At 42.6% G+C, this 25238-nt stretch carries 20 protein-coding genes, 1 tRNA gene and 1 pseudogene; 5 read left to right on the top strand and 17 right to left on the bottom strand.

The features are described 5' to 3' along the window. Positions 1-225: 225 nt before the first annotated feature. The 5 genes and pseudogenes from V7K69_RS24610 to V7K69_RS24590 form a co-directional block, all read right to left on the bottom strand. The gene (locus V7K69_RS24610) at positions 226-615 is read right to left on the bottom strand and encodes a hypothetical protein (RefSeq protein ID WP_335039185.1); all 390 of its coding nucleotides are present in this window, start codon (positions 613-615) and stop codon (positions 226-228) included. A 237-nt stretch (positions 616-852) separates the two neighbouring features. Then, positions 853-1959 (bottom strand): saccharopine dehydrogenase family protein, encoded by a 1107-nt coding sequence (locus tag V7K69_RS24605; RefSeq protein ID WP_335039183.1) that lies wholly within the window; start codon positions 1957-1959, stop codon positions 853-855. 203 nt (positions 1960-2162) lie between these two features. Then, positions 2163-3677 (bottom strand): C-3',4' desaturase CrtD, encoded by a 1515-nt coding sequence (gene crtD / locus V7K69_RS24600; RefSeq protein ID WP_335039181.1) that lies wholly within the window; start codon positions 3675-3677, stop codon positions 2163-2165. A 34-nt stretch (positions 3678-3711) separates the two neighbouring features. Then, entirely contained in the window at positions 3712-3870 is a 159-nt protein-coding gene (locus V7K69_RS24595; protein ID WP_335039179.1) for a hypothetical protein, read from the bottom strand. 172 nt (positions 3871-4042) lie between these two features. Next, a pseudogene (locus V7K69_RS24590) lies at positions 4043-4198 on the bottom strand (type I restriction endonuclease subunit R); the annotation flags it as partial. Positions 4199-4453: 255 nt separating this feature from the next. Here V7K69_RS24590 and aspS point away from each other — a divergent pair. Further along, positions 4454-6241 carry an aspartate--tRNA ligase gene (gene aspS, locus V7K69_RS24585; RefSeq protein WP_335039176.1) on the top strand — a complete coding sequence of 596 codons (1788 nt, stop codon included), beginning with the start codon at positions 4454-4456 and terminating at the stop codon, positions 6239-6241. Positions 6242-6603: 362 nt separating this feature from the next. On the opposite strand, the gene pirA is transcribed toward aspS, so the two are convergent. Then, positions 6604-6759: an arginine synthesis PII-interacting regulator PirA gene (gene pirA / locus V7K69_RS24580; protein ID WP_335039173.1), complete on the bottom strand. Its 156-nt coding sequence runs from the start codon at positions 6757-6759 to the stop codon at positions 6604-6606. A 111-nt stretch (positions 6760-6870) separates the two neighbouring features. On the opposite strand from pirA, the gene V7K69_RS24575 reads away from it, so the two are divergent. Continuing rightward, positions 6871-7674 carry an SAM hydrolase/SAM-dependent halogenase family protein gene (locus V7K69_RS24575; protein ID WP_335039170.1) on the top strand — a complete coding sequence of 268 codons (804 nt, stop codon included), beginning with the start codon at positions 6871-6873 and terminating at the stop codon, positions 7672-7674. Between the two features lie 449 nt (positions 7675-8123). Here the strand turns inward: V7K69_RS24575 and V7K69_RS24570 are convergent, their stop codons facing one another. Both V7K69_RS24570 and V7K69_RS24565 read right to left on the bottom strand, forming a co-directional pair. Further along, positions 8124-10094 carry an ATP-binding protein gene (locus V7K69_RS24570; protein ID WP_335039168.1) on the bottom strand — a complete coding sequence of 657 codons (1971 nt, stop codon included), beginning with the start codon at positions 10092-10094 and terminating at the stop codon, positions 8124-8126. Next, on the bottom strand, positions 10091-11365 hold the full coding sequence (locus V7K69_RS24565; protein WP_335039166.1) for a DUF4255 domain-containing protein: 1275 nt from the start codon (positions 11363-11365) through the stop codon (positions 10091-10093). Before V7K69_RS24565 ends, V7K69_RS24570 begins: the two co-directional genes overlap by 4 nt. 395 nt (positions 11366-11760) lie before the next feature. Here V7K69_RS24565 and V7K69_RS24560 point away from each other — a divergent pair, with 395 nt between their 5' ends. Next, positions 11761-13728, top strand: a complete 1968-nt coding sequence (locus V7K69_RS24560) for a protein kinase domain-containing protein (protein ID WP_335039164.1) — start codon at positions 11761-11763, stop codon at positions 13726-13728. A gap of 69 nt (positions 13729-13797) precedes the next feature. Here the strand turns inward: V7K69_RS24560 and V7K69_RS24555 are convergent, their stop codons facing one another. Next, on the bottom strand, positions 13798-15399 hold the full coding sequence (locus V7K69_RS24555; protein WP_335039162.1) for a peptide ligase PGM1-related protein: 1602 nt from the start codon (positions 15397-15399) through the stop codon (positions 13798-13800). Between the two features lie 904 nt (positions 15400-16303). Between V7K69_RS24555 and V7K69_RS24550 the strand changes: the two genes are divergently transcribed. Next, positions 16304-17185 carry an SDR family oxidoreductase gene (locus tag V7K69_RS24550; protein WP_335039160.1) on the top strand — a complete coding sequence of 294 codons (882 nt, stop codon included), beginning with the start codon at positions 16304-16306 and terminating at the stop codon, positions 17183-17185. Positions 17186-17670: 485 nt separating this feature from the next. Here the strand turns inward: V7K69_RS24550 and petJ are convergent, their stop codons facing one another. The 8 genes from petJ to V7K69_RS24510 form a co-directional block, all read right to left on the bottom strand. Next, the gene (gene petJ, locus V7K69_RS24545; protein WP_335039158.1) at positions 17671-18006 is read right to left on the bottom strand and encodes a cytochrome c6 PetJ; all 336 of its coding nucleotides are present in this window, start codon (positions 18004-18006) and stop codon (positions 17671-17673) included. Positions 18007-19214: 1208 nt separating this feature from the next. Further along, complete coding sequence (locus tag V7K69_RS24540) at positions 19215-19943, bottom strand: ABC transporter ATP-binding protein (protein ID WP_335039156.1); 729 nt, start codon at positions 19941-19943, stop codon at positions 19215-19217. A gap of 307 nt (positions 19944-20250) precedes the next feature. Beyond that, entirely contained in the window at positions 20251-20475 is a 225-nt protein-coding gene (locus tag V7K69_RS24535; protein WP_012407913.1) for an indolepyruvate ferredoxin oxidoreductase subunit alpha, read from the bottom strand. A gap of 245 nt (positions 20476-20720) precedes the next feature. Beyond that, entirely contained in the window at positions 20721-21932 is a 1212-nt protein-coding gene (locus V7K69_RS24530) for an ATP phosphoribosyltransferase regulatory subunit (protein WP_335039154.1), read from the bottom strand. Next, positions 21932-22906, bottom strand: coding sequence for a J domain-containing protein (locus V7K69_RS24525; RefSeq protein WP_335039151.1), 975 nt, complete (start codon positions 22904-22906; stop codon positions 21932-21934). Before V7K69_RS24525 ends, V7K69_RS24530 begins: the two co-directional genes overlap by 1 nt. A gap of 74 nt (positions 22907-22980) precedes the next feature. Beyond that, a complete protein-coding gene (locus tag V7K69_RS24520; protein ID WP_335039148.1) occupies positions 22981-23793 on the bottom strand; it encodes an inositol monophosphatase family protein in 813 nt (270 codons plus the stop codon). 96 nt (positions 23794-23889) lie between these two features. Next, the gene (locus V7K69_RS24515; protein ID WP_335039147.1) at positions 23890-24438 is read right to left on the bottom strand and encodes a thermonuclease family protein; all 549 of its coding nucleotides are present in this window, start codon (positions 24436-24438) and stop codon (positions 23890-23892) included. 133 nt (positions 24439-24571) lie between these two features. Further along, positions 24572-24940, bottom strand: a complete 369-nt coding sequence (locus V7K69_RS24510) for a 2Fe-2S iron-sulfur cluster-binding protein (RefSeq protein ID WP_163927587.1) — start codon at positions 24938-24940, stop codon at positions 24572-24574. Positions 24941-25047: 107 nt separating this feature from the next. On the opposite strand from V7K69_RS24510, the gene V7K69_RS24505 reads away from it, so the two are divergent. Next, a tRNA-Ser gene (locus V7K69_RS24505) sits at positions 25048-25132 on the top strand. Positions 25133-25238 lie beyond the last annotated feature (106 nt).

Here is a 25238-nt window from a genome sequence, read left to right as displayed (position 1 = left end):
CTAGTCCTCCTATTCTCATCATCGTCTCTAATCCTGTTGAGAATTAGCTTTTAGCTTTTGTTAAGAAAGATGTGACTAATGGATAGCTTAAAAAGAGGGGAACCAGAATTAAAATCCCCCTTTTTAAGGGGGATTTAGGGGGATCTAGAAGTACTTAAAATCACAGCCAATTACTTTATCAAAGAGCCTCTTAAGGAAGGGGTTGAAGGTTCGGTCTATAATTCTCTATTTACCCGTTACCTTTTCAATAACTTCTTTAGCTTTTTCACCAAAACTTTCTGGGGGATTTTGTTCTTGTTCAGCCTTCAAATTTCTTTCGTAAGTCTTCTCTATAGTAGTAAGATTTTTTGAATCTTTTATTGCTTGCTCATAAGCTTCTTGTCGTTCTTCTTCTTGAATACCAATACCTGGGTCAAATTCGTTAGCGCGATTAATTTTTTCTTCAGAATTTGGTTTATACTCTGGGGGTATTAGCTTTAATTCTTCAAGAGTAGTTGCAGAACTAGCTTGCTGAACGAAAATGAAAGAACCTGACAAGCTAATGAAAATAATTAAACCAACGACCAAAAAGCTTGAACGTAGGGCTTGCTTTAAAGTTAATAAAATTTTTTGCACAAAAAAATGCTCCTCTTCTTATTTTTATGAGCCGTGGTAGTGTATAAGTATATTCAATATTTCAGGCTCACAGGCATCCTAAATGTTTGCGTACAGTTTTTACTTCTACCGCAAGGTATATTAATTTTTACCTTTAGTAGTGGCGTATATTTGTACGCCACTACCTCTGTATCTTAATATTTCGTAAAATCCGATTAAATCCTCACCAGTGTGCTTAACCCAAGCAAGCGTATTAAGTTATAACCAACTGTGATTAATTTTAATTCCTCGGCTTTGCATTGCTTCTTCAAATAAATCTGTTGGGAGTGCTTCTTCCACAGGAAAAACACCTGGTTTCTTCAGTTTACCTTCTAGCAATAACTGGGCAATACTACCTGTACCACAACCCGAAGCCACGGCTGTATTTTCATGCACTACAGTTGAACAATAAACGGCGGTTTTCTCATCTTTTTGGCCTGTAACTTCTGAACGAACTGCTACACCAATCCCAGTAAAATTATTAGTGACATCTGTCATTGAATGGCTAACATGAGACAGAAATTCAATCATATAACGACGCTGCATTAACCACTTGGGGAAAACGTGTGCCGCAATCCAAGTTAGGTGATTGTAAAAATCGGGAACAGAGCCAAACTTAGTAATTACAGTTTTTACTGATGGGAAAGCTTTAGGCAATGTAAAAGTTTCTGGCATATCAAACCAGTAAACTCCAGTGCGTCCATAGGGAGGTGGAAAATCAACTAATTCTCTTTCACTATAAGGCTTAATTATCTCCCATTTTCCATCGATCCAAGTCTCAAAAGGATACTGCAACCCAAGAAAAGTTGTCCGCATGACTGTAATGCCAGCACCGCCAGAACCAGAAACTAAATAACTTAAATGGATCTTTTCTGGTTGATCAAATTGTTCAACACCTTGACGTACCATACTGTTAGAAATACCAGGAAAAATACCAGTATTAATAATTGCCGTCACACCAGCAGCAGCAGCTTTTTCACTAAAATTGAGAGCTTTGCTGGTATAAGAACGATGGTCACTGACATCTACATAATTAACGCCTTGAGCAATACAGGTTTCGAGAACATTAGTATCTCGATAGTGAAATGGGCCAGCACAATGGATGACTAAGTTAGAGTTTGCGATCGCATCTCGCAACTTGTCAACTTCTACCAAGTCCAACATCAAAAACTGTACTTGTCCACCTGAAGACAAGCTGACAGCCTTCCCAAACTCCGCAGAACGTCCAGTAATCGTAATTTTTGCCTGCGTATGGGTAGCGAGATCCTGAGCAACACTGCTACCAATCCGCCCTCGTCCACCAAGAATTAAAACGCTATCTGTCATTACTCCAATATTCGCAAGAATAACTTAATTTGACCAGTTTTGCGTTCTGTTTGCCATCGGTTATAAGTATGATTTATAGCATTTAATAAAATTTCTGCTCTATCTAACGAGACTTAAACAATTTTGTAGTCAGCACTTTAGTCCTTATTTTCTAAACACTAAAGCCCTGACTACAAACCCTCAAAAATAACTGGGACATTGCACTACATTTGCGCTTCAATCTGCCTGACTACCGTCAGCGCCGAATAACTCACCCCAGCCGTACCTTCGCCGGGATGGGTGGAATCACCAACTAACCACAAATTCTGGATGGGTGTACGATTGGCGAACCCAAAGGGGCCAAAGGTGGGAATCCTTTGACCAATACCGCCAACTATACCGCGATCGCGGGCTGTAAAATGGGCAAAGGTGCGCGGTGTTGCGGCTTCTTGATGAATAATCGTTTCTGGTTTGAGATAAAAATATTGGGCAAGACGAGCGATCGCTTCTTGGGTAAACTTTTCTTTTAGTCCTTCATAATCTTCAGTCTGCCACCACTGTGCAGGATCGACAAATGAAGAAGCAATAATTGTCGCTTTCCCCTGCGGTGCGCGGCCATCTCCAGGATGACTCACAGAAACAAATAGGGAATTATTCTCGCCAATGGGGCCATTGACATCATACAAAAATTGCAGGTGGGGAGGGCATTCAGGCGGAATCGCGCTGGCATCTACACCCAAATACACCACAAACGCACCCGATGCTTGGGGCAGTTTTTCCACCCGGTTTTTATATCCAGATGGCGCTTGTTCTCCCAACAACTGCACCAAGTTTTGCACGGTGACATTGCTAACTATATGGTCGGCGGCTTCTGTCCAGACTTCACCAGTTTTCTGATTTCTAATTACAACAGCAGCAGCTTTACCGTTTTCTACTTTGATTTCTTCTACAGTGTGGCGCATCAACAATTTGCCGCCATCTCTTTCTAAAGATTGTACCAAGCGATCGCTTAATACTTGCATACTTCCCTGAAGGTGAAACAAGCCTTGAGGCAGTTGGGATACACTCAACGCTGTGGCGGCATAAAGTAACGCTGTCTGTTCTGCATCCACCTGGGAGTATAGCTTCAATTGCAAATCTAAAAAAGTTCTCAATCGTTGGTCATTTCCCAACCCACATAACCGTAAAGCATCTCCTACCGTAAACAAAGTGAAGGGTACGGTAATTAATGTACTGGGACGCAGCGCTTGCGTTAGCTGCCATAAATCCCATAAATTACGTGGTGGTAGCACCGGATCGCGTCCTTGAAATTCCCAACTGGCATCAAACAAAGTTGCCATCAATTGCCAAAACGGTTCGCTACCAGGAAACTGTTTTTGTCGTTCCTCTTGCCATTTCTCTTGGTCGCGCCAGACATTAATCGGTGTGCTTTCCCCAGGTAAATAAACTGCACAAGCCGGATCGCAAGGCGTTGCTTGTGGTAAATCTATTTCTAATTCTGAGAAAATGCGGTGATGAATTCCCCCTGGTTCCAACCCCGCCACCTGAGTTGCGCCTACATCGAAGGTAAATCCCTGGCGTTTAAACGTCGAAGCACAGCCTCCTGGTACGAGAGCTTGATCCAAAATTAAGACGTTGTAACCTCTATGAGCTAATAATGCTCCAGCAGTCAGTCCACCTATTCCCGCACCGATAACGACGACATGAGAGTTACTTTTGTCAAGAGAAATGCTGGACATTGATTAGTTTCTTTAAATTTCTTAATACTTTTACTTATAATTTTACCTTACTCTCTAAGTTGAATTGGTGGAGGGTGCGATCGCGGCTAAAAAGGTAAGACAAGAAGACGCGATGAATCGCCGTCTCTACAATAATCAGTCTTTCGTCTTGACGGCGATTTATCACGTCGTTGTGATCTAGAATTTTAATCAAAAAACCTTAAAGGGAGGATCGTAAAATCCTGCGATCGCAAGTGAGAGAGACACCACCCAATACTTTTCGGTTAAGGGGGAAAGGGAAAGGGTTTGAATTTCCCTTTCCCCATTACCCTTTAACCTTTCCCCAGACCAAAAGAGAGATTATTGGCTTTAACCGAAAAGTTTTGAGACACCACCAACAACATCACTGTCCCCTCTAACAAATCACCTTCGCCACGATGATATAGATATCTGCGCCGCAATACATCCAGGGAGGTTTTTCCAGCTTCCGTAATTTTAGGTAATCCCTCATACCACTTTGTGAAAAACTGTTCGTCTTCAATGCGAACTAAACCAAATCAGGTATGGGCATCAGTTAAGCTGGTAATTGCTGCTATATGTGTCATAGCTTTTCACTTTCCTGTGTATGGAAAACCCAGCCTTCCGGTGTTATGGCTTCCTTTACCTTTATATATAGTCTAAGATTATTTGATTTTTTTTTATTTCACCAGAACTACTACAATTACTATTGATGCTAGATAATGGGAAGGCTTTGACATTTTCTTCCCAATCTAGCCCGGAAACAATAACTAAGACTTATGCGAACTCATTATTGCGGCGAACTCCGAAAAGAACATATTGGAGAAACAGTTACCTTTTACGGATGGGTAGACCGTCGCCGCGATCACGGTGGTGTGATATTTTTAGATTTACGCGATCGCTCTGGAACTGTCCAAATAGTCAGCGATCCGCAACGCACCCCAGATTCCTACGAAGATGCGAACGCCCTGCGAAATGAATATGTTGTCGAAATCACAGGTAGGGTAACACAACGTCCCGAAGAATCGTTGAATAGCCGCATCCCCACAGGCGAGGTAGAAATCTATGCTGATAAAATTGAACTCCTCAATGCTGTCCGCAAACAGTTACCTTTCCAAGTTTCCGTAGCTGACACCGAGACAGTGCGGGAAGATTTGCGGCTGAAATATCGCTATTTGGATTTGCGACGCGAACGCATGGCGCAAAATTTGCAACTGCGTCATCAAATTGTCAAAGCCATGCGTCGTTATCTGGAAGATTTGGAAGGTTTTATCGAAGTCGAAACCCCAATACTTACCCGTTCTACCCCAGAAGGGGCGCGGGATTATGTTTTACCCAGTCGCGTCAATCCTGGTGAGTGGTATGCTTTGCCGCAATCACCCCAGCTATTTAAACAATTGCTGATGGTATCTGGCTTAGATAGATATTATCAGATTGCCCGTTGCTTTCGTGATGAAGATTTACGCGCCGACAGACAACCAGAATTCACTCAGTTGGACATGGAAATGAGCTTCATGTCCCAAGAAGAAATTATTGAACTGAATGAAAACTTAGTTTGCCATATCTTCAAAACGGTTAAAGGCATTGAGTTACAGCGCCCCTTCCCCCGCCTCACTTACGCTGAGGGGATGGAACGCTACGGTAGTGATAAACCAGATACCCGCTATGGTTTGGAATTAGTTGATGTCTCAGATATTGTCAAAGATTCTGGTTTCAAAGTCTTTCGGGACACTGTTACTAATGGCGGTATCGTCAAAATCTTGCCCATCCCCAACGGTAACGATGTAATTTCTAATGTCCGCATTAAACCAGGTGGTGACTTATTTAAAGAAGCCAGTGAAGCCGGTGCTAGAGGTTTAGCTTATATCCGTGTCAGAGATGATGGCGAAATTGACACCATTGGCGCGATTAAAGATAATCTCAGCGAAGAACAAAAACAAGAAATTTTGCGCCGTACAGGTGCTAAAGCTGGACATCTACTATTGTTTGGGGCAGGTGATGCTGCTACAGTTAATAAAACTTTAGATAGATTACGGCAAGCGATCGCTAAAGAATTTAACTTAATCGATCCAGAAAAAATCAACCTGCTGTGGATTACAGATTTCCCGATGTTCGAGTGGAATGCTGACGAAAAGCGTTTAGAAGCACTACACCACCCATTCACAGCACCCCATCCTGATGATTTGAGCGATTTAAAAACTGCACGCGCCCAAGCTTACGACTTGGTACTCAACGGCGTAGAAGTTGGCGGCGGAAGTCTGCGGATTTATCAGCGAGAAGTTCAACAGCAGGTGTTTGAAGCGATTGGGTTATCACCTGAAGAAGCACAAAGTAAATTTGGCTTTCTCTTAGAAGCATTTGAATATGGTACACCACCGCATGGTGGCATCGCCTACGGTTTAGATCGTTTGGTAATGTTGCTAGCTGGAGAAGAATCTATTCGAGATGTCATTGCTTTTCCGAAGACACAACAAGCGCGTTGTTTGTTAACAGATGCACCTTCGAGTGTAGATGCTAAACAGTTGAAAGAATTGCACGTTGCTTCGACTTATAAACCAAAGTCTTAGTGAACTAAATAATTGTCTAAGTAAGGTGGACAATGCCCACTAGCCTTTTCCAGGTGGGTAAAATTTTCGGACAATTCCTCTTCTCTCTGTGTTCTCTGCGCGGTAGTCGCTCATGGGGGAAACCCCCTTGGCGCTAGCCTCTCCCTTTGGGAGAAGACCGCGCTGCCTTGCCTCTGTGGTTCAATAAATCACTTTTAAACCGCAGAGCCACAGAGAGCGCAGAGAACACAGAGATTTTAGGAGTGAATTTGCAAGGCGTATTGCCTTAAGAGCGGAATTACCATAAAAAGCAAATCCCCTAAAAACAAAAAAAACCCGCCGTAGCGGGTTACACAACAAACTAAGAACAATGAAAACCTGACTTAGCTGGAATATCTCATTTCAGCTTCAAGTTGACGAATCAGTTGTTCGTCGCCCTTTGCTTTGGCCACTTGCAGGCGATGCTCTAGGCTTTTTTGAATATTCTCTCTGTGAGCTTCTTGTGCTTTTCTTGTACTTTGTAGTCTACCTTGATTCATAGTGATTACCTTCTTTAATTTTTCACTTTATGTCTGCTATTGTTAACATAACACATATTTTGTAGCTGTTGCTACAGAATTTTATAACTTAATGTATATTTTAACAAAAATATGTCTGAGGAGCGGATAGGTCAACAACGACTCATGACTTTTCTAAGCGATTTTGGCGATCGCGATATTTATGTAGGCGTAATGAAGGGAGTCATAGCCCAAATCAACCCCAGACTGAGGGTGATAGACTTAACGCATCAAATTCCACCACAAGACATCGCCGCAGCCAGGTTTTGCCTGATGAATGCTTATCCCTATTTTCCCGTTGAGACAGTGCATCTGGCAGTAGTAGATCCGGGTGTGGGAAGCAAGCGACGAGCGATCGCAGTAGAATTTGCTCAAGGGTTTCTAGTCGGCCCAGATAATGGTATCTTTAGCGGGGTACTTAGTCAAAGTCCGGCGATTGCAGCCGTAGAACTTACAAATCTTAACTATTGGCGAACTCCTCAACCAAGCAAAACTTTTCACGGTAGAGATATTTTTGCACCAGTGGCAGCTAGTCTTGCTAGTGGTGTCTCCCTCAAACAACTAGGACAAGAAATTGATCCAGCAAGTTTGGTCAAACTGGATATAGGCGACTGCAAGCAGATAAGCAATGGTGTAGTCGGTTGCATTCAATATATTGACCACTTTGGCAACCTAGTGAGCAACATTCCAGCGAGTTACGTACAAGGCAAAACTTGGTCTGTGCAAGCTGCTGGGTTGAGTATACCAAGTTGTAAAATTTACAGTGATGTCAACGTGGGAGAGATACTAGCTTTAGTTGGCAGTCACGGCTGGGTAGAAATTGCCATTAATAGTGGTAATGCTTACTCCCAGTTGCATTTAGATTGGCAAGCACCGCTTCAAGTTGTTCTAATGTGAACCAATCACACTGATTAAAACTCTTCACTTAAGTAGGATCGGCGAAATTAAAGCTAACTGGCTAAGGCTGTCATTTGTCCTTTGTCATTGGTCATTAGTAAGGATTTTAAGCTTATTTATGTTTCGCAACATACTTAGTTTTTTTACGCCAACTTACTTAGCGCTCTTCCATTACTCTCAGAAAACAATAATCGAAGCAGAAAACTGAAACTATGACTAAATCAAGGTTTGAGGGTTTATTTTCTAATATAAATTTAAAAATGTAGCCAAAACCTGGAAATTGAAGTCTCGTAGCCTTGCAGCGATTGCTTTCTCCAAGAGTGATGGAAAAGGGTTAGGTGAGTTACAAAATCCACGAATTACTCATCATATCAAATATGGCGTTGCATATTTGCGGAATAATTTGGCAACTTTTAAAATTACCTCCTGCCCCCTGCCTTCTCCCCTCTTCACATCCACCCCCCAACTTCCGCATCAGTTAAAGGTTTCTCTAACTTGCTATATTCCGTCTGAGCAGCCCGCAATACGTGTTTCATCTGCACTGCTTCCCCGGCATCGGCGGCGAGGAAAGCTGCATTTAAGGCTATGTTGCGGATGTTACCCCCAGCGACATTTAGCCGTGCTAGTTGCAGAGCATCTAAGTCTGCGGTTGGGGTGTCGGCGGGAAAGACGCGCCGCCAAATCTCGGCTCGTTGTGTTGTATCGGGGAAGGGGAATTGCACCACGAAGCGAATTCGGCGCAAAAAGGCTGTATCAATTGCACTTTTTAAGTTCGTAGTTAGGACTGCTAAACCTGGATAGCTTTCCATGCGTTGCAATAGGTAGCTAACTTCAATATTGGCATAGCGATCGCGGGCATCTTTAACTTCACTACGTTTGCCAAATAAAGCATCAGCTTCATCAAATAACAAAATCACCCCGCCTTGTTCAGCAGCATCAAATACCCGGCGCAAATTCTTCTCTGTTTCGCCAATATATTTGCTAACTACCGATGATAGGTCAATGCGATAAAGGTCGAGGCGCAATTTATGGGCGAGTACTTCTGCTCCCAAGGTTTTACCAGTGCCGCTAGCACCTGCGAATAAGGCACTAATTCCCAATCCTCTAGCACTTTTGCCAGCAAAACCCCAATTATTATATACAGTACTGCGTTGCCGCACATGAGCCGCAATGTCTCGCAGAACTTGTTTCTGTGCCTCTGGCAATACCAAATCTTCCCAATCACCAGATGGCTCAATCCTTTGGGCGAGTTCATCCAAGCGCGGACGTGCTTGCACACGGCAGGCATCCCATAAAATGCTAGTGATATCGTTGTCTGGTTTTTGTGCTAATTGTCCTGCGGCTTCTGCACAAGCAGCCCGAATGGTTGCAGCACTTAGGTTAAACTGATCCACCAGAGTTTTAACTTGCCCGTTCATTTGTGATGCCATTGAACCTAGGGCATCTTGCCAAACTGTACCTTGTTCTTTGCTAGTTGGTTGATGTACGTCAAAATTAACTACCAGGCGTTGTCCTAGTCCAATCCGTTCTCGACTCGTAACTATTAAAAAGCCCTTGGTGCGTTCGATGAAACGAGCGATCGCATTCAGCCGCGCCATATCATTATTATCTAGTTCGTTGCAGTCTATGAGTAACGCACACTTACTTAAAATCGTCTCACGAGTCCACAGGCGGATCAGATTATCTAACTCGCTAGGTGCTAAGGGAATAAGTTGTGCAGGCATTACCCACAAACTTAAACCCTGGAGTTGACAAATGGTTGCGGCAATGGCGCGTTTGCTAGTAGTTTCGCTACTAGATAGCTGCACGATTGGTAAGCTATTAATTTTCTCAGCTTGCGACCAAACTGCTGCTACTCGCTCTGCTAAATCTTGGTGCGAGGGGACTAAATCGCTAACCTCTTGTAATGGTTCAATGATGCCAGCTAATCGTTCGTCAAGATATTGAATGCCCGTGAGATAATGTAAAATTCGTTCGTCAATTCTTACGGGACTGAGAGTCAAGGCATGACCATCACCAATTTGAATTAATCGCCAATGACGTAAGGGAGCATTTGGAGCGATCGCATCCCAGTGGACATTAGGTAAAGCGGACAGAGCTAAACTTAGAGTTGGGTAAGCTCGTTGTAAATCTCCATGAGCTATAGCGCACAATTTAGCAAAATCTCCATTCAATTCCATGCCTGCACACAACAGCAACAAATCACGTTCAAAGGATGAGAGGTTAAATATTTTGCATACTCTCTCCAATGCCGATGGTGCAGGCATTGTCGCCGCCGCTTCCTGTAACGCTTGCTGTAAATTCTCTTGATTTTGATCTTTTGCTGTGTGATTTTCTAAAATCCCACGCACTATGGCAAGGGCTGCTGATAGATAGCGGTAGTTTGCCTCATCCCAATTGCGATTTATTGTAGCATTCATAAGATTGTCACCTGTGGCGAATCATAAGCTCCAGACTGATTCTTCTTGTGCAATGGGCTTTCTGCCCCATCTACTTGCACCCGAACAATATAAGTCCCTGGCTTTACATTTTTGACAGGAATAGTAATTGCATCGGTGTCTTCAGTGCGTGGTGCAACCAAGAAAGAGTAAGCTACCGGACTATTAACTGATACTTCATTGAGTAGTAAAACTACTCGCTGTGCCTTGCCAACTTTGGGCTGGAATTTAACGGTAATTTCTGCTGTGCGTAAATTGTCGCCGCTATTTTCCACTTGAGCGACAAATGCTGTAATTGTTGGATGGATGACAAAAGCTGCAACGTTTGATTCAACTACATAATCTGTTTGTCCTCCATTGCCCATTGTTAGATGGACAACTTGGATAGCTTGCACACTTGCATATAAATCCGATGGAATTAACAGGCTAATTTGTGTTTCTTTAACATCATGAGGTACTAGTAAATTCTCCATATTACTCAAACGAATTCGGGTAATCTCACCGCGTAAACGTTTACCACGAATTACTAATGTTGTGCCTGGAACAATCATTTGATCGGTCTTTGCCGGAGTCATAACTTGCTCTATAGTCGGTTGAGACAAGGGCATTATGTAGACTTCAGAATTTTCAGGTTTGCTACTCTCAATCAATACCATTGATGCCAGATAGGTAGCTGAAGGTCGATAGTGTGTTTGTAACGCAGACCATAATTTAGAAGTTTCTTCCATGTTAAAAAACTCTGGAGTCAGTTTAATCTGACCAATTTGTTCAGCTAAATCAGGTACAGATACACTTGCTACAGCTTGCGAAAAAGCACTTGAGGTATTGGTTGTAGAGGCATTTATCAGAGTATTCTCAATAATATCCGATGTGATGGCTGGGGTTTTGTGTAATAAATGCATTGCATAGCCTAATAAAAGCTCTGCCTGAAAATCCTTGGCTCCATACGCTGTTAGTAAGTAATGGAGGTCAAGAGCTAGTGGCGGAATCTGAGAGGATGCGTTTCCATTTATACGCGAATGTCTGCTGCGAAATTCCTGAGATACCCAATCGACATTGCGGTTCTGTGTTACTTGATAAAGAAAGAGGTTGATTTGAGCCCGCTCGTCAGCTTCAACTGAAATTCGATCAGGCGGTAGGGCAGTTACAATCACATCACCAACACTAGCAGCGATCGGATCGCTGACTAAGCCATTTTCCAGCAAGACTTTTAGTACTGCTGTCACGGCGGCTATAGAGAGTACATTACTCATCCTCGTTCCTCATGGCAATAGCACATCTTAATCATGTACGCCAGAGTACATTGACAGAATATATTTTGCAAAACTTTAAATATTCTGTAACAGAGACTATCCGCATAGCATACGAAGTATCAGCACTAATGAAGCTAAAGACCTCGTATAATTTACGTTAACTTCACATCAGGAACCAATTTAAAGTACCTTAGGGCTGAATTTTAAACATTTTATCAAATTGCTAACATTATTTTAAGTTATTAATATGTTAAGCTGAGTATAATCAGATAAACGCTAAGTAATATATATTACTAATGTTCATCTAAGTTACCAAGTAAGCAAAATATTTGTAATACTAGTAGTATATCTGACTAAAGTTAAAACCTTAAAGTAACTAGGATGGGTTCCCCCAGATGAAATCCCCACCTCCTTCAAATTCTTGGATTGGTCGCTTGGTAGGTGATAACGAGCGATATCGTTTAGACAAACGGTTAGGCGGGGGTGGCATGGGAGATGTCTTCCTGGCAACGGACACCCGTGTGGGTCAACAGGTAGCGTTGAAGTTGCTCAAAGATACGCTGGTGGCATCACAAGAAATGAGAAAGCGTTTTGAGCGTGAGGTAGCAGTTTGTGCTGCTTTGCAAAGTGACCACATAGTTAAAATTAGTGATTGTGGATTCACCCCAGAAGGCTTTCCATTTTACGTAATGGAATATTTACGCGGGCAAACGCTCAGACAATTACTGCTGCGCGAGAAGCGGCTATCTGTTGAGCGGGCGGTGAAAATTATGGCGCAAGTTTGCAAAGGTTTACAGCTTGCCCATCAAGGGGTTACTCTCCAACGGGAAGGCGGAAAAAACACTGAGCATATTCAGGTAGTTCATCGTGACCTGAAACCAGATAATATATTTTTAGTACCTACAGATTTGGGTGAGTGGGTAAAGGTTTTGGATTTTGGTGTTGCCAAAATTCGGAGTGAATCTTCAGAAAATGTCAATATTACCAATATCACCAGTACTTTTATTGGGACATTTCGTTATGCACCTCCTGAGCAAATCCAAAGCGATAAAAATCTGGATGCAAGGGGTGATATTTACAGTTTAGGAATTATCCTTTATGAAATGTTGAGTGCCGCCGATCCATTTGGAATCAGCATTAAGGGTAGTCATGTCAGCGAGGCTTCTTGGGTATTAGCTCATGCCTATGAACCACCGAAACCACTGCGATCGCAGCCAGGTTGTGAGCATTATTCCACAGAATTGGAAGCGGTGGTGATGAAATGCCTCCACAAGAACCCAGCTAACCGATTTGCAACAGTAGAAGAACTCAATCTTGCCTTGCAAGCTGCTGCCAAATCTGTCACAAACACTATTAATTTACCTGGAAAAGCTACCGGGCAATCACAACCTTCCTACAATCAAGGTTCAAACCACGAAACTGTTCCCAGACAATCAAACGACGACACCGTTCTCCGTCCCCCATCTGCATATAATCAGGGTTCAAACCACGAGACTGTTCCCAGACAATCAAACGACGACACCGTTCTCCGTCCCCCATCTGCATATAATCAGGGTTCAAATCACGAGACTGTTCCCAGACAATCGAACGACGACACCATTCTCCGTCCCCCATCTGCATACAATCAAGGTTCAAATCACGAAACTATTCCCAGACAATTTAACCCGATTGAGCAAAACCAATCAGAGGAAACAGTTCCTCCCCTTCAACCTGGATACAACCAAGGTTCAAATAACGAAACAGTTCCGAGGCAGTTTAATCCAGTTGAGCAAAATCCACAAAGTCCTGTGAATAATCCCAACCCCAGCAAACCGGACGTGACCTTATATCAACCACGACCTGGGGCAAATCCAGGTGGACAACAAGTGCCACCAGATAAGACGTTGTTTCAACCACGACCTGGGGCCAATCAAGGCGGACAACAAGTGCCACCAGATAAAACATTGTTTCAACCGCGACCTGGGGCAAATCAAGGTAGACAACAGGTACCACCCGATAAAACATTGTTTCAACCGCGACCTGGGGCGAATCTTAGCGGACAACAAGTGCCACCAGATAAGACATTGTTTCAACCGCGACCTGGGGCAAATCAAGGCAGACCACAAGTGCCGCCAGATGTGACAATGTATCAGCCACGACCTGCATCAAATCAAGGTAGACGACAAGTACCACTAGATGACACTATTTACCAACCAAAGCTAAGTGAGCAGCTAGCTACGAAAATTACTCCCAATTTTTTGCGAATCTTGGGAGTAGTTTTGGCCATTGGCCTGGCTTTAGCCTTGGTGGCCTATATTTATACTCAATTTCGTAAAGAACCTAGCAACCAGCAAATACCTAATAGCGATCGCATTCAGAACTAATTCAGCTAATAATATGTCTCCACAAGGGTTATGGATAAAGCATATTTCATTCTCGGAGATGTCTTTTACCTATATATATTCATCCCAAGCTACGGGAAAAGAATAATCTGAAAACGCCGAGAAATCACGATTGTCGCTGCGGGTTTCTTCATCCAAAAACTTGACAACTTTGTTATAAATATCTTGTGCTTGTTGCGGAGAATCACCGATGCTGGTTAATCCCAACTTGCCAAACTGCGAAAGACAACCCATGAGATGAAACACTGTGCCAGTCTCTGTACCAGTGTCAAAGTGTAGTCTGTGGTCAGCGATGATATCCATCAAATCATTAGGTAATAATCCCTGATAACGCTCTTTTTGCAAATTATCAGTAGCAATGTAGTATTTTGGACGACCTTGCTGACTATAAAATAAGCCCGTGGAAAGGTCATAGCGACCGTTTGTTAATAATTTCAGCGTCATGAATGGATGAGTTGTGCCACCTTTACGCAGATTAATTTCGATCGCCTGAATATCCCACTCACCGTTACCCTTGTCAACGGTGATAAAATCTACGCCAAATCGCTCTAAAGTACCTTTCTCTGCTAGCTTTCTACCAACTTGTAGCCCTAATTGTTGTAATTGCAATCGATAGCTTTCATCAGCCGGGAAGCGACAACCAAGATAAATCTGACCGTCTGGGCCTCCGAGAATTTGGTCATGGGTTGAAAGGATTTCCACTTTACCAGTGGGTGTGATCCGTCCTTGGACACTGGGCGATCGCTTTATTTCCCCTTCCACAAATGCTTCGGCAATTGCCCCTAATTCTGGGATTCTTCCCGAAAAATTATCCCAAGTCTCAAGTTTTGCTTGAAAGCGCATTGTTGAGAAGCGATCGCTAATTGCTGCGACCCTTTGAGCATGAGTACCAATACCTGGTGCTAAATTCTCAATTGGCCTGAGATCGAGCAAGGCATTTCCCTCTCCCGAAATACCTTCGTTGAGTTTTACCACTACCCGTTTTAATGTTGGTTGTCTTTCCCACAAATCACTGGTAGCTTCTGCCAAATCTGTGTGGTTCCAAAGTTTTTCGCTGCCATCTGGATGCGGTACTCCGCTTTCCTTGAAGATTTGCCGACTACCGCTTTTTGTCCCCCAAATCTGTAAATCTGGTGCAGCAGCATACAGTGGTACACCCAATTTTAAAGACAATTCGCCTTCCCAGTGCGAAGAGTTGTAGCAAATCATAAATGATTTATCTAGCCTCAAAGATTGATGAATTCGCTCTAGTAGACGGGGGCGTTCTAAAATCTTTTGGCTGAGAGGTTTAAGGGAAGAATCGTAAGTAGAAAGTAGCAGCAAGCGATTGCGAGCATGAGAAAAGGGAATTCCTGGCAAAAGTTGCAGATAATAATCAATGATACTAGGATGCAGTGGTACTGATGTTACATAAATCAGGCGAGTCCGGGGATTCTGCAACCGAATTAAAGAAAATAGTAATCTTTCTTCATAATGTTCGCAGCCTTCGATCTTTTGGAGTTCGCGCTGATCGAGACTCAGGGAGGGAATAATTAAAATATCCGCTTCACTATTGTCAAATGACTCGATCGTTTTCCAGCGATCGCGCAGGGTTAATTGTAATTGGCGAAACTTTTCAACCTGCTCTAACTCGGAAATATTTAGTATTGCCATAACCCCTACCCTCTAATAATCCCAATGTAGCGCACCACGCAGGCTTTTGGCCTATTAGTTTGGTAACTAGTAAGCAAGTACTTTATCTTACAAAAATGTGGCTATGCAGATATCAGCTTAAATTAATACTAATTAAGCTAAAACGCATAATACAACTATTCTGTCAAGCTACTTTTAAAGGTTTGTAGTAATGAGTTTATTACTTAGAAAATAAGGACTAAACTCATTAATCTAAAATTGTCAATAGGACTCATGTTTTATTACGTGAAAAAACTCCGTACTGCCTCTTACCTGCACACGCAAGTAACTATGCCTACGCTCCTGTGAGGGATACAAAAATCAAAGCGCATTCCTATATCCATAAATTTAAATTTGACAGACTGGTAGGTAGTTGTGTAACTACAAAGTCAAAAAGTATAAATCTATATTTTCATTTATCGAAAATGGCACGGTTCTTGAGTGAGCTAGAAGAAATCATAATTAACTCATAGAATAATTTTTATTATCTAATTTATGTTCCGTCTTAAGGTTGAGCCAACTTTAGCTTAGTTTACCTCTATGGAGCGATAAATTACAGCAAATTAATAGTTAATTTAATAGTAGATGAAAGAGATAACTATTTCATCAAATCATAGTTTTATACTTGTTTTTGCCGTCAGGTGAATAGTGTCTGTCATATTTGAGTATAAATAATGTCAGCCGCCTACGATTGCTAGAAATTAGTGCCTTCGGTACGAATTCGGGATATGTATATCCGAAAAGTTGCAAATGGCAAGTAAAAGCCAAAGTAGAAAATAAACCTTGGGTTAAATTTTTGATCCAGGGTTTGCTTTTGAAAATGGCTAATGAGAAAGATGGGGGTAATAAATGCCCAATTCAATATTCAATTACCAAGAAAAAACCTATGCCTAAATCAAAAGAGAAAAAAGAGAAAAAAGAGCAAACATTGCAGCCGCCACAGCAGCAAGAAGTGCCAGGTGTTGAATCAGAAATGACACCAAAACCGAAAGCAGATGATGCCAAGTATCGAGGTAGTGGCAAATTACAAGATAAAGTAGCATTGATTACGGGTGCAGACAGTGGTATTGGTCGTGCTGTAGCGATCGCATTTGCTAAAGAAGGTGCAGATGTGGCTATCCTTTACTTGAATGAACACGATGATGCCAAAGAAACAAAACATTTGGTAGAAAAACAAGGTCGTCGTGCAGTAACTATCGCAGGCGATATTGGTGATGAAACTTTTTGTCAGCAAGCTATTCAACAAACAGTTGGTGAGTTTGGCAAACTCGATATTCTCATCAACAACGCCGCCGAACAACATCCTAAAGAAAGTATTGAAGAAATCACTGAAGAACAATTAGAGCGAACTTTCCGCACTAATATCTTCTCAATGTTTTTTATGACTAAAGCTGCACTCAAACATTTGCAAACAGGCAGTGCTATCATCAATACCACATCGGTAACAGCTTATAAAGGTAGCCCACATCTGCTAGATTATTCTTCTACAAAAGGTGCGATCGTTGCTTTTACTCGCTCCTTATCACAAAATTTGGTGTCAAAGGGAATTCGCGTTAATGCTGTCGCGCCAGGGCCAATTTGGACACCTTTAATTCCCTCAACGTTTCCAGAAGAGAAAGTTGAGAATTTTGGGAAACAAGTACCAATGCAACGGGCTGGACAACCAGAAGAAGTAGCCCCCAGCTATGTATATCTAGCATCTGATGATGCTTCTTATGTCTCTGGACAAGTTCTGCACGTAAATGGTGGCGAAGTTGTCAATGGCTAATTAAAAAAGAATTCAGAAGTCAGAATTTAGGAGTCTGAATCAAGACGCTCGATAGCGCAGACTTTACGTTGCGCTATCCACTTTCTTGTACCAGAATTCATTTTGTTAGCGGATAGCTAATACCAATTTAATGTAAAGCTGCATAGTAAAGAGCTTCTAGAATAAAGTTATAAGAAGAGACAGAAATTACTTGCTCAAATGTAAGTTGGTCGAATCTGACAATAGTGTTTGATGTTCTTAGAACAGTCTTTTTATCAAGACTATTAATCCAAAATTGGTATAAGCATCCTATTTGAAAACATTGGCAAACCTAAAATTAGCGGGGATTTTTGTCCCGCTAATTTTTAATTTTTGAAGTTATACCAATTCTATGTGAGACTGCACTTTATTCATGTAGGAGAAATTCATAAATTGCTCCAGCAATCTATAGTTTTACATCAGTCTTCTAAGCGCATCTTCATACAGAAATGGTATTAGATATTAATCTACTTCCAGTCCTTATCTGCTTGTGAAAGCACGTAAGCAGCTACATTTTCAATTTGGTCAGCTTTCAAACGTTTGCCGAAGGCAGGCATAGCATTTTTACCATTTGTAACTTGGGCAATAATTGCCTCTGCTGAGTACAAACCATACTTTTCCAAAGCTTCCTTCTTCAGGTTTTTTGCTGCTTGAACCAGATTCTTACCTCCCGCATGACAAGAAGCACAATTAGCACTAAATACTTTAGCTCCACTAACGGCATCTCCTGCCAAAGCTGGATTACTGAAGGCAAAGGTGAAGATTGCTATGCCTAACAGTATGACTGTAATCATTTTTTTCATTTCGTGTTCTCTCTACAATAACGGCTTATTGGGTGCAATATCCTCTATAATTGTCAGTTGAGCCGCTCTGATAGTCAAACGACATACTGTCAAACTTCGCTTTAAAGCTTTGGGTTTTTGAGTGTTTTGGATTTTAACACAAAGTTATATCTAGCTCTAAATTATTTTTCATTTTTTTCAGAAAATATGAATCAGTTTATCTTTGACTTAATATGTCTTTATTAAGACTAAAAAAACTTATTAATTAGGTACAAAAAAACTGATTTATCTTGAGCAGTATTTGTGCAAAATTGTCAATTATAAATTATTAGGGACTCCAAGTAAAAAACATTCCAAAACTGACGCAAAAATTCTCGCTATTTCTCCTATCTCTGTATTCTCTTTGCGGCAGTCGCTCATGGGGGAAACCCCCTCTTTCAAGGGTAGGTTTTTTAGAATCTCAAAAATAGTTGAGAAAATTCTCAATTGTTTAACGTGGTTTGGTCATTTCAGGATTGAGGAATCCTTAACGAACTATGTGTTTTCTGGTTGATTTCTAGCCAGTTGTGATGAAGCGGTGACGCTTGCTCTGCTTGTTTACTGCATCCACCATTTAAGGTAGTTTACAGAGCTTGAGCGTCAACAACTGGCCATTGGGTGGGATTTTTGAGACGGGAATCGATCCCTTGTGGAAGTTTCTCAATGTCCCAGTAACCCTGCTGATATATCAATTAAAACTGGAACATAAAAATTTTGGATGCCAAATTGCCAAAAGCACTCAATCAATTTTAACTAGGGTAAACATAGGCGTTTTTATACCATAAAAAACGCCCCAGATTCCCTCTGGAGCGACTTTGCAGTCGTGATTTTGACTCAGAATTATATCAAAAAGTGATGCAGAGCTTTATATATAGGAAGTTTAGTAAGCCCTCTTGTTCAATTAGGGTTCTGGCAAATCCGGTTAATTTGCATTTTTATAATTTTTCCTGAATGAATGTCCTGTTTTACCTTTTTACCTGCTGTAGATGTGATTAGAAACGCAAGGATTATTGGGGAGAATTCTTTGAGCATCGAAAACGACGGTCGCGGCAGTGGCAGGAATTGTTATAGCTTTTGTATTAGTTTATAGATAGCGTAGGCGCAGACCGCCTTCGACATCGCTATCAGCTCGTGAAGTTTCCTTATTTAAAGTGGTGTTATGTTGAATGGGGCAAGAGTGATTAAGATGGTTAATGTCTTTTCCCTGCTCCCAGATATAGTTCACCCACTTTAGGATCGTTCAACAGTTCTTGACCAAGGCCTGATATAGCATCGCGTCCAGACTCAAGTACATAGCCGCGATTAGCCATCTCTAAGGCTTTACGGGCATTTTGTTCTACTAATACGATCGCAGTTCCCGCCTGATTAATTTGTTTAATCTGCTCAAATACTTGTGTCACTAAGATCGGGGATAAAGCAGCAGATGGCTCATCCAAAATCAGCAAACTAGGTTCCAACATCAAAGCTTTGCCCATCGCTAGCATCTGGCGTTCTCCTCCAGAGAGAGTACCAGCGCGTTGACGACGGCGATCGCTCAGTTTGGGGAACATGGTAAATATTTTATCTTTAATTGGTTTCAGAGGAACATTAAGTACAAAAGCACCCATCTCCAAGTTCTCTTCAACACTGAGAGAGGGGAAAACATTGGCGATTTGCGGTACATAGCACATTCCTCGTTGAACAATTTCATTGGACTTTAGCCCCACAATATTTTCACCTTTGAAGGTAATTGTGCCTGTGTGGGGGATCAAAAGCCCAAAAATTGTTTTTGCCAAAGTAGATTTACCAGCACCGTTGGGGCCAATCACTGTTACCAATTCTCCTGGGGCAACCAGGAAATTTACACCTTGCAGGATATCTACATCTTTGATGTATCCAGCATGGACATTTTGTACATCTAGTAAATAGTCATTTGTCATTTGTCATTTGTCATTTGTAGTTTGTCATTAGGTAAAAGGGGCAGGGAGCGTGGAGCAGTGGGAGAAACCCATAAATTAAATTTATGGGCTTGAGGCAAGGACGTATTATTTCTTATAGCGCTTTCCGCTCAAAATAAATATTTTTACTTTTGAGAATAAATAAATTTATTTGCTCTGAAACCCTTGTATTAATATATTTCCCCTGCTCCCGTTCGGCTACGCTCACGGCAAGCCTGCTCTCTGCTCCCTTGCCTCTTTGGTCAACAGTCAAGTCAAAAAATAACTATTGACTGTTGACTATGGACTATTACGGAGTTTTTTGCAACTCCGGTCTTTCTTCTGCCAGAATTGCCCCTTCTACTGGGCAAACTTGGAGACATATACCACAGTCGATGCAAGTGGCAAAGTCAATCCAGTACCAATCAGTTCCCTTGGCATTTTTGCCTGGGCCATCATGAATACAAGCTACTGGACAGGCATCTACGCAGTCAGCTACGCCTTCACAGACTTCTGTAACAATTGTGTGCGGCATATTCTCGATTCCCTCTTTTCTGTATCGGCTATTTCTAGCCTAGCAGGGGAGGTGTGGGAGGTGTGGGAAGTGTGGGAGGTGTGGGAGGATGGGGAAGAAATCTGACCCCGCACACTCCCCACACTCTCCTGCCTACAGTATCGTGAGAAATCCGGGACAAGGAGAAATTATTGAACAAGTCGCTTCCTTGTTTCCCCCCTCTTCGTTGTCTCTTCTCTATGCCCCATGCCCAATTCCCAACTCACTTAACGCAATGACTCAATTTTGGGCGAACCATCAACTTTGATCCAAGCAATTTGGGCTATGCTGCGATCGCGTGCATATTGGCGAATAGCGTCTGCATCCCTTCCCCCTAAATCAATTTCTACCCGCACTAAATGGGTGGAATCTCTAAGTTTTTGCGCGTAGGCAAAAGCAGGGGCGTTAGCACTCGCCGTCTCTGGTACTACTAACCAGTTACTTGCTGGGGTTACTTGCGGTAATTGTTGAGTAGATAACAAAATTTGGTATAAATCTTCGATGTTGAGTCCAAAACCAATTCCGGGGATATTTTCTCCTTGGGGATGATATAGACCCAAAAGCTGGTCGTAGCGACCACCACGCCCTAAAACTCTGGCTTGGGATTCGGTGTCGTTGACAACTTCAAAGACAATACCAGTGTAGTAATCTATGGTCTGGATCAGGCTGAGATCGAGGATTAAGGGAAATTTTTTCTCTGATTCTAGTAATTCTACTAGGGATTTGAGGTTATTCACTGCCTCTCGCTGTTCTTCGTCTAGATCCAAACTACTAACTTTTTGTAACACGTCTGCACTGGGGCCGCGCAAATCCAGCATGATTCTGGCGCGATCGCGTAGTTTGTCACTCAAGGGTAAAGTATCTATGGTAATGCGGTCGAGATGAGCGATCGCACTGCGAACTTTATCCTGCAAATTAGCCGGAAATGCACTCAGGAGCGATCGCGTAATTCCCGCTTCACCTAAAATTAAGTGCCATTGTCGCAAACCCAATGCTGCTAAACAATCTGCTACTAACAGCAGTACTTCCGCATTCGCCAGCAATCCGCCAGCACCTAACAACTCTACCCCAGCTTGATAAAACTCTTGCTGGCGATTATGCCTACTTTCCCACGTGCGGCGAAACACATTGGCATTGTAGTACAACCGTTGCGGATAAGTTGCATTTGCCATACGAGTGACAACTGTACGAGCAATGGATGCTGTTAATTCTGGACGTAGCCCTAATTCATCATCTTCGCCATTTTGTAGTTGAATCACCATCTGGCGCTGAATTGCTTCCCCTGCCATCAAGGTATCCATACGCTCTAAAGTTGAGGTGATAATCCTGTGATATCCCCAACGATGAAACACCTGCTGTAACCGATCTTCAATCCAGCGTTTTTTCTCCACATCCAAGGGCAATAAATCCCTGGCACCCGATGCTGGTTGATACACCATTATTTTTTCTTCCCACCAAACAAACCACCGAACAAACCACCACTACCAGATTTATCTGGTTGCTTATCTCCATTATTGGCGGATGAAGTCACCTTATGATCGCTAGGTTGTTGTCCTAATGCCTTGTCTATTTTTGGTTTCCATTGCAGAGCCATTTCGTCACTAGGATTTAACTTTAAAGCGTTTTCAAAGTGGATTTTTGCCATTTTTAGCTGATTTTGCCTCAAATACACCATTGCAATCAAGCTATGACAGCGACTATTTTTAGGTTCTAGCTTCAGGGCATCTTGCAACTCTACTTTGGCTTGGGCAAATTGGTTTTTGTCAATCAAAGATTGAGCGCGACGAACATACTGTTCTACAACCGTGTCTTCTTTTGGTGGCGCTGGTGCTGGCGCTGGTGCTGGTTCTGGGAGTGTATTTTTTGGTGTACTTGGTTGAGGTGTATCTGATTGAACTTTGGGTTGAGCAGGTGGCGGTGGCGCGGCGGATGTTTTGCTTGCACTCCGCATTAAATAGACTAAATTCAACTCACTAATTTGGGCAATGACTTGCTGCACTTGGTCTAAAGAATCATATTGGCTTTGAGCTAGTTTAGCGATCGCACTTTTATAGATATGCTCGAAATTAGGTGACTGGACTAACTCTTTAGCCAAATCGGTGGTGAGAGTTAACGAAGCAGACTCTTGTAACAAGCGCTTACCGATTTGCGACAAAATTAAAATATATTCCGTGCGAGTGCGATCGCCAGCAAGTTTTTCGTAAGCCGGGTTAACCAACTTTGATAAAAATTCGTTTCCTAGCTGCTTTTGTTCATCACTTTCAGTAAACCTACTATCCGGATGTAAGCGGCGGGCAATTTGGAGATAGCGTTTCCGAATCTCTTTGACATCCGCATCAACTGGAACGCACAATATTGCGTGATGATCTATGAAATCATATTTAAATAATCCACGATCTATTTTGAAAGACATATAGGGAATTTGCACCAAAGGAGCAGTTAGATTTTTTTTAGTTTACCCAAAGTCGAGGGTAAAGCTTCCACGTTCTACACCCATGCTGATAGTGGTGGAACTTGTAACAATTCGCTACTGAGGGAGTCGTGAATATAACCATTTGTTGCGAGAATTCTACCTGACTCAATTTTGACAGGAGTGCCATCGTAGGCGGTGACTTTGCCCCCAGCTTCTTGTAACAAAATTATCCCGGCGACAATATCCCAAGGAGAAAGCCCTCGTTCCCAGTAACCATCGACACGCCCACAGGCAACATAAGCCAAATCTAGCGATGCTGAACCGCTACGTCTAACCCCTTGCGTAAGGTGGGTAAGGTGACTAAATTCTGCGTAGTTGTTATCAGAGGTTTCACGGCGATCGTAGGCAAATCCAGTCACTAGTAGGCTTTTTCTCAGTTCAGATGTTGCTGAAACATTGATGGGACGACGGTTTCGCGTTGCTCCCAAGCCAGCACCAGCGCGGAATAGCTCATTGTGGAAGGGGTCATAAATTACACCAACTTCTGGAACGCCATTAATTAACAGCCCAATAGAAACTGCAAAAAATGGGTATTGATGGGCGTAATTGGTTGTGCCATCTAGAGGATCTATTGCCCAGAGGTATTCATTTTCTTGATTACCTAATTTCCCTGATTCTTCAGCGAGGATAGAATGCTGGGGAAAATGGCGACGCAAAATTTCTAAAATCAACTCTTCTGAGGCTTTATCAGCAGCCGTAACTAAATCACCAGGACGACCTTTTTCAATAATTGCGTCTTCTAACTTACCCAAGTAACCTTGCAAAATAGCACCAGCAGCTAAGGCTGCTTCTGTAGCAATATCTAGAAAAATTTGTATATTTGTCATTTGTCATTGGGTATTGATTACTTCTTCTTCACTTACTCACTCCCCCACTCAGCACGGGCTGAACGCCCCGCTACCGCTAACAGCACTCAGCACTAATTAAAGATTTTGGCGGCGAAACTCGGCGGGAGTGAGGCGCATGGGTTTTTCTGGGTTCCAGATTCCTTGGCCCATGAGTCTAGCCCATTGTTGGGCACGTTCTAAACGCTGGTCATATTTGTGGTTAGGCGATCGCCCAACAAACATTGCATTGCCTTGTTTAACTAATTCTTCATTCAATAACACCTTATTTTTCCATACATAAGCTAGAGTTCGCCCGATTTTATCTTTTGCTTCTAAATCAAACTCTAGTTCGACCAATTCTTCTACACCGCCAATAAGATTCTCTAACTGTTCTTTTGCTGCTTCTCCCCAAGGTCTCTGTCGCAAATCTGGTGCATCAACGCCAACTAACCGCACTTGAGAAATCAAATTCGGTTGTTCAGCCATTCCTAACACTTCCAAACTTTGCCCACTAACTACCCGTGCTACTTTCACCTGAGCCTGATTATTTAGCAACTGGTTTTTACTCTGGCAACTCACCAAGAGCAATAAGCAAACCAAAATAGTTATTTTTCGTACCCAGTTACCAATATTCCAAACCTTCACAAATTCTCCTATGGTCGCTGCTACGCCTAGCGAGTAGAACCTCTTGCCCCCTACCCCCTGCCCCACTTCGGCTACGCTCAGTGACCACCTGCCCCCTGCCTCCTGCCTCCTGCCTCCTGCCTTCTTCAATTGTTTATTCCTCATCTAACGGTAAACCCGCTTTTACTTTTCCCTTAGCAAAATAGCGTCCAAACTGGAGTTCGTAGACTTCATCTTCGTCTTGTGTCTCTACTTCCAAGTCAGAACGAGGATAACTCACACACAAAAGGGCATAACCTTGCTGACGTAAATCTGGTGATAATCCGATCGCCTCTGGTTGATAAATTTCTCCCGACAATACCCTGACAGCGCAAGCGGTGCAAGCCCCGTTCCGGCATGAAAACGGTAGTTCCACACCTTGTTTTTCGGCAGTGTGCAGGATATAGCGGTCTTCTGGCACTTGTAGGGTGTATGTTTTGCCAGTGGCGCGATCGCGAACTTTAATTGTGTATGTACGAGACATCTGGATTTGCATTGTGGAATTAGGACTTTCAGATTCAATCAAAGAATATCTTTCTTTATCTTTGCATTTTCTGGGATTCTATAGTATGATCGTAACTTGTGGCACCTGGAGAGGTGGCCGAGTGGTTTAAGGCGCAGACCTGGAAAGTCTGTTTAGGGAAACTTAACGGGGGTTCGAATCCCCCCCTCTCCGTTCTGAAACCTCAGGGTGGTTTCATACAAAGAAAGAAAAAACTTTGTGCAGTTGATTGGAGAGGGCGCGTTGTGCTTGAGGAATAGTTCGGAAACGAAGTTTGCGG

The organism is Nostoc sp. (assembly GCF_036917775.1).
Lineage (GTDB): Bacteria > Cyanobacteriota > Cyanobacteriia > Cyanobacteriales > Nostocaceae > Nostoc.
This window is presented reverse-complemented; position numbering and strand designations above follow the sequence as displayed.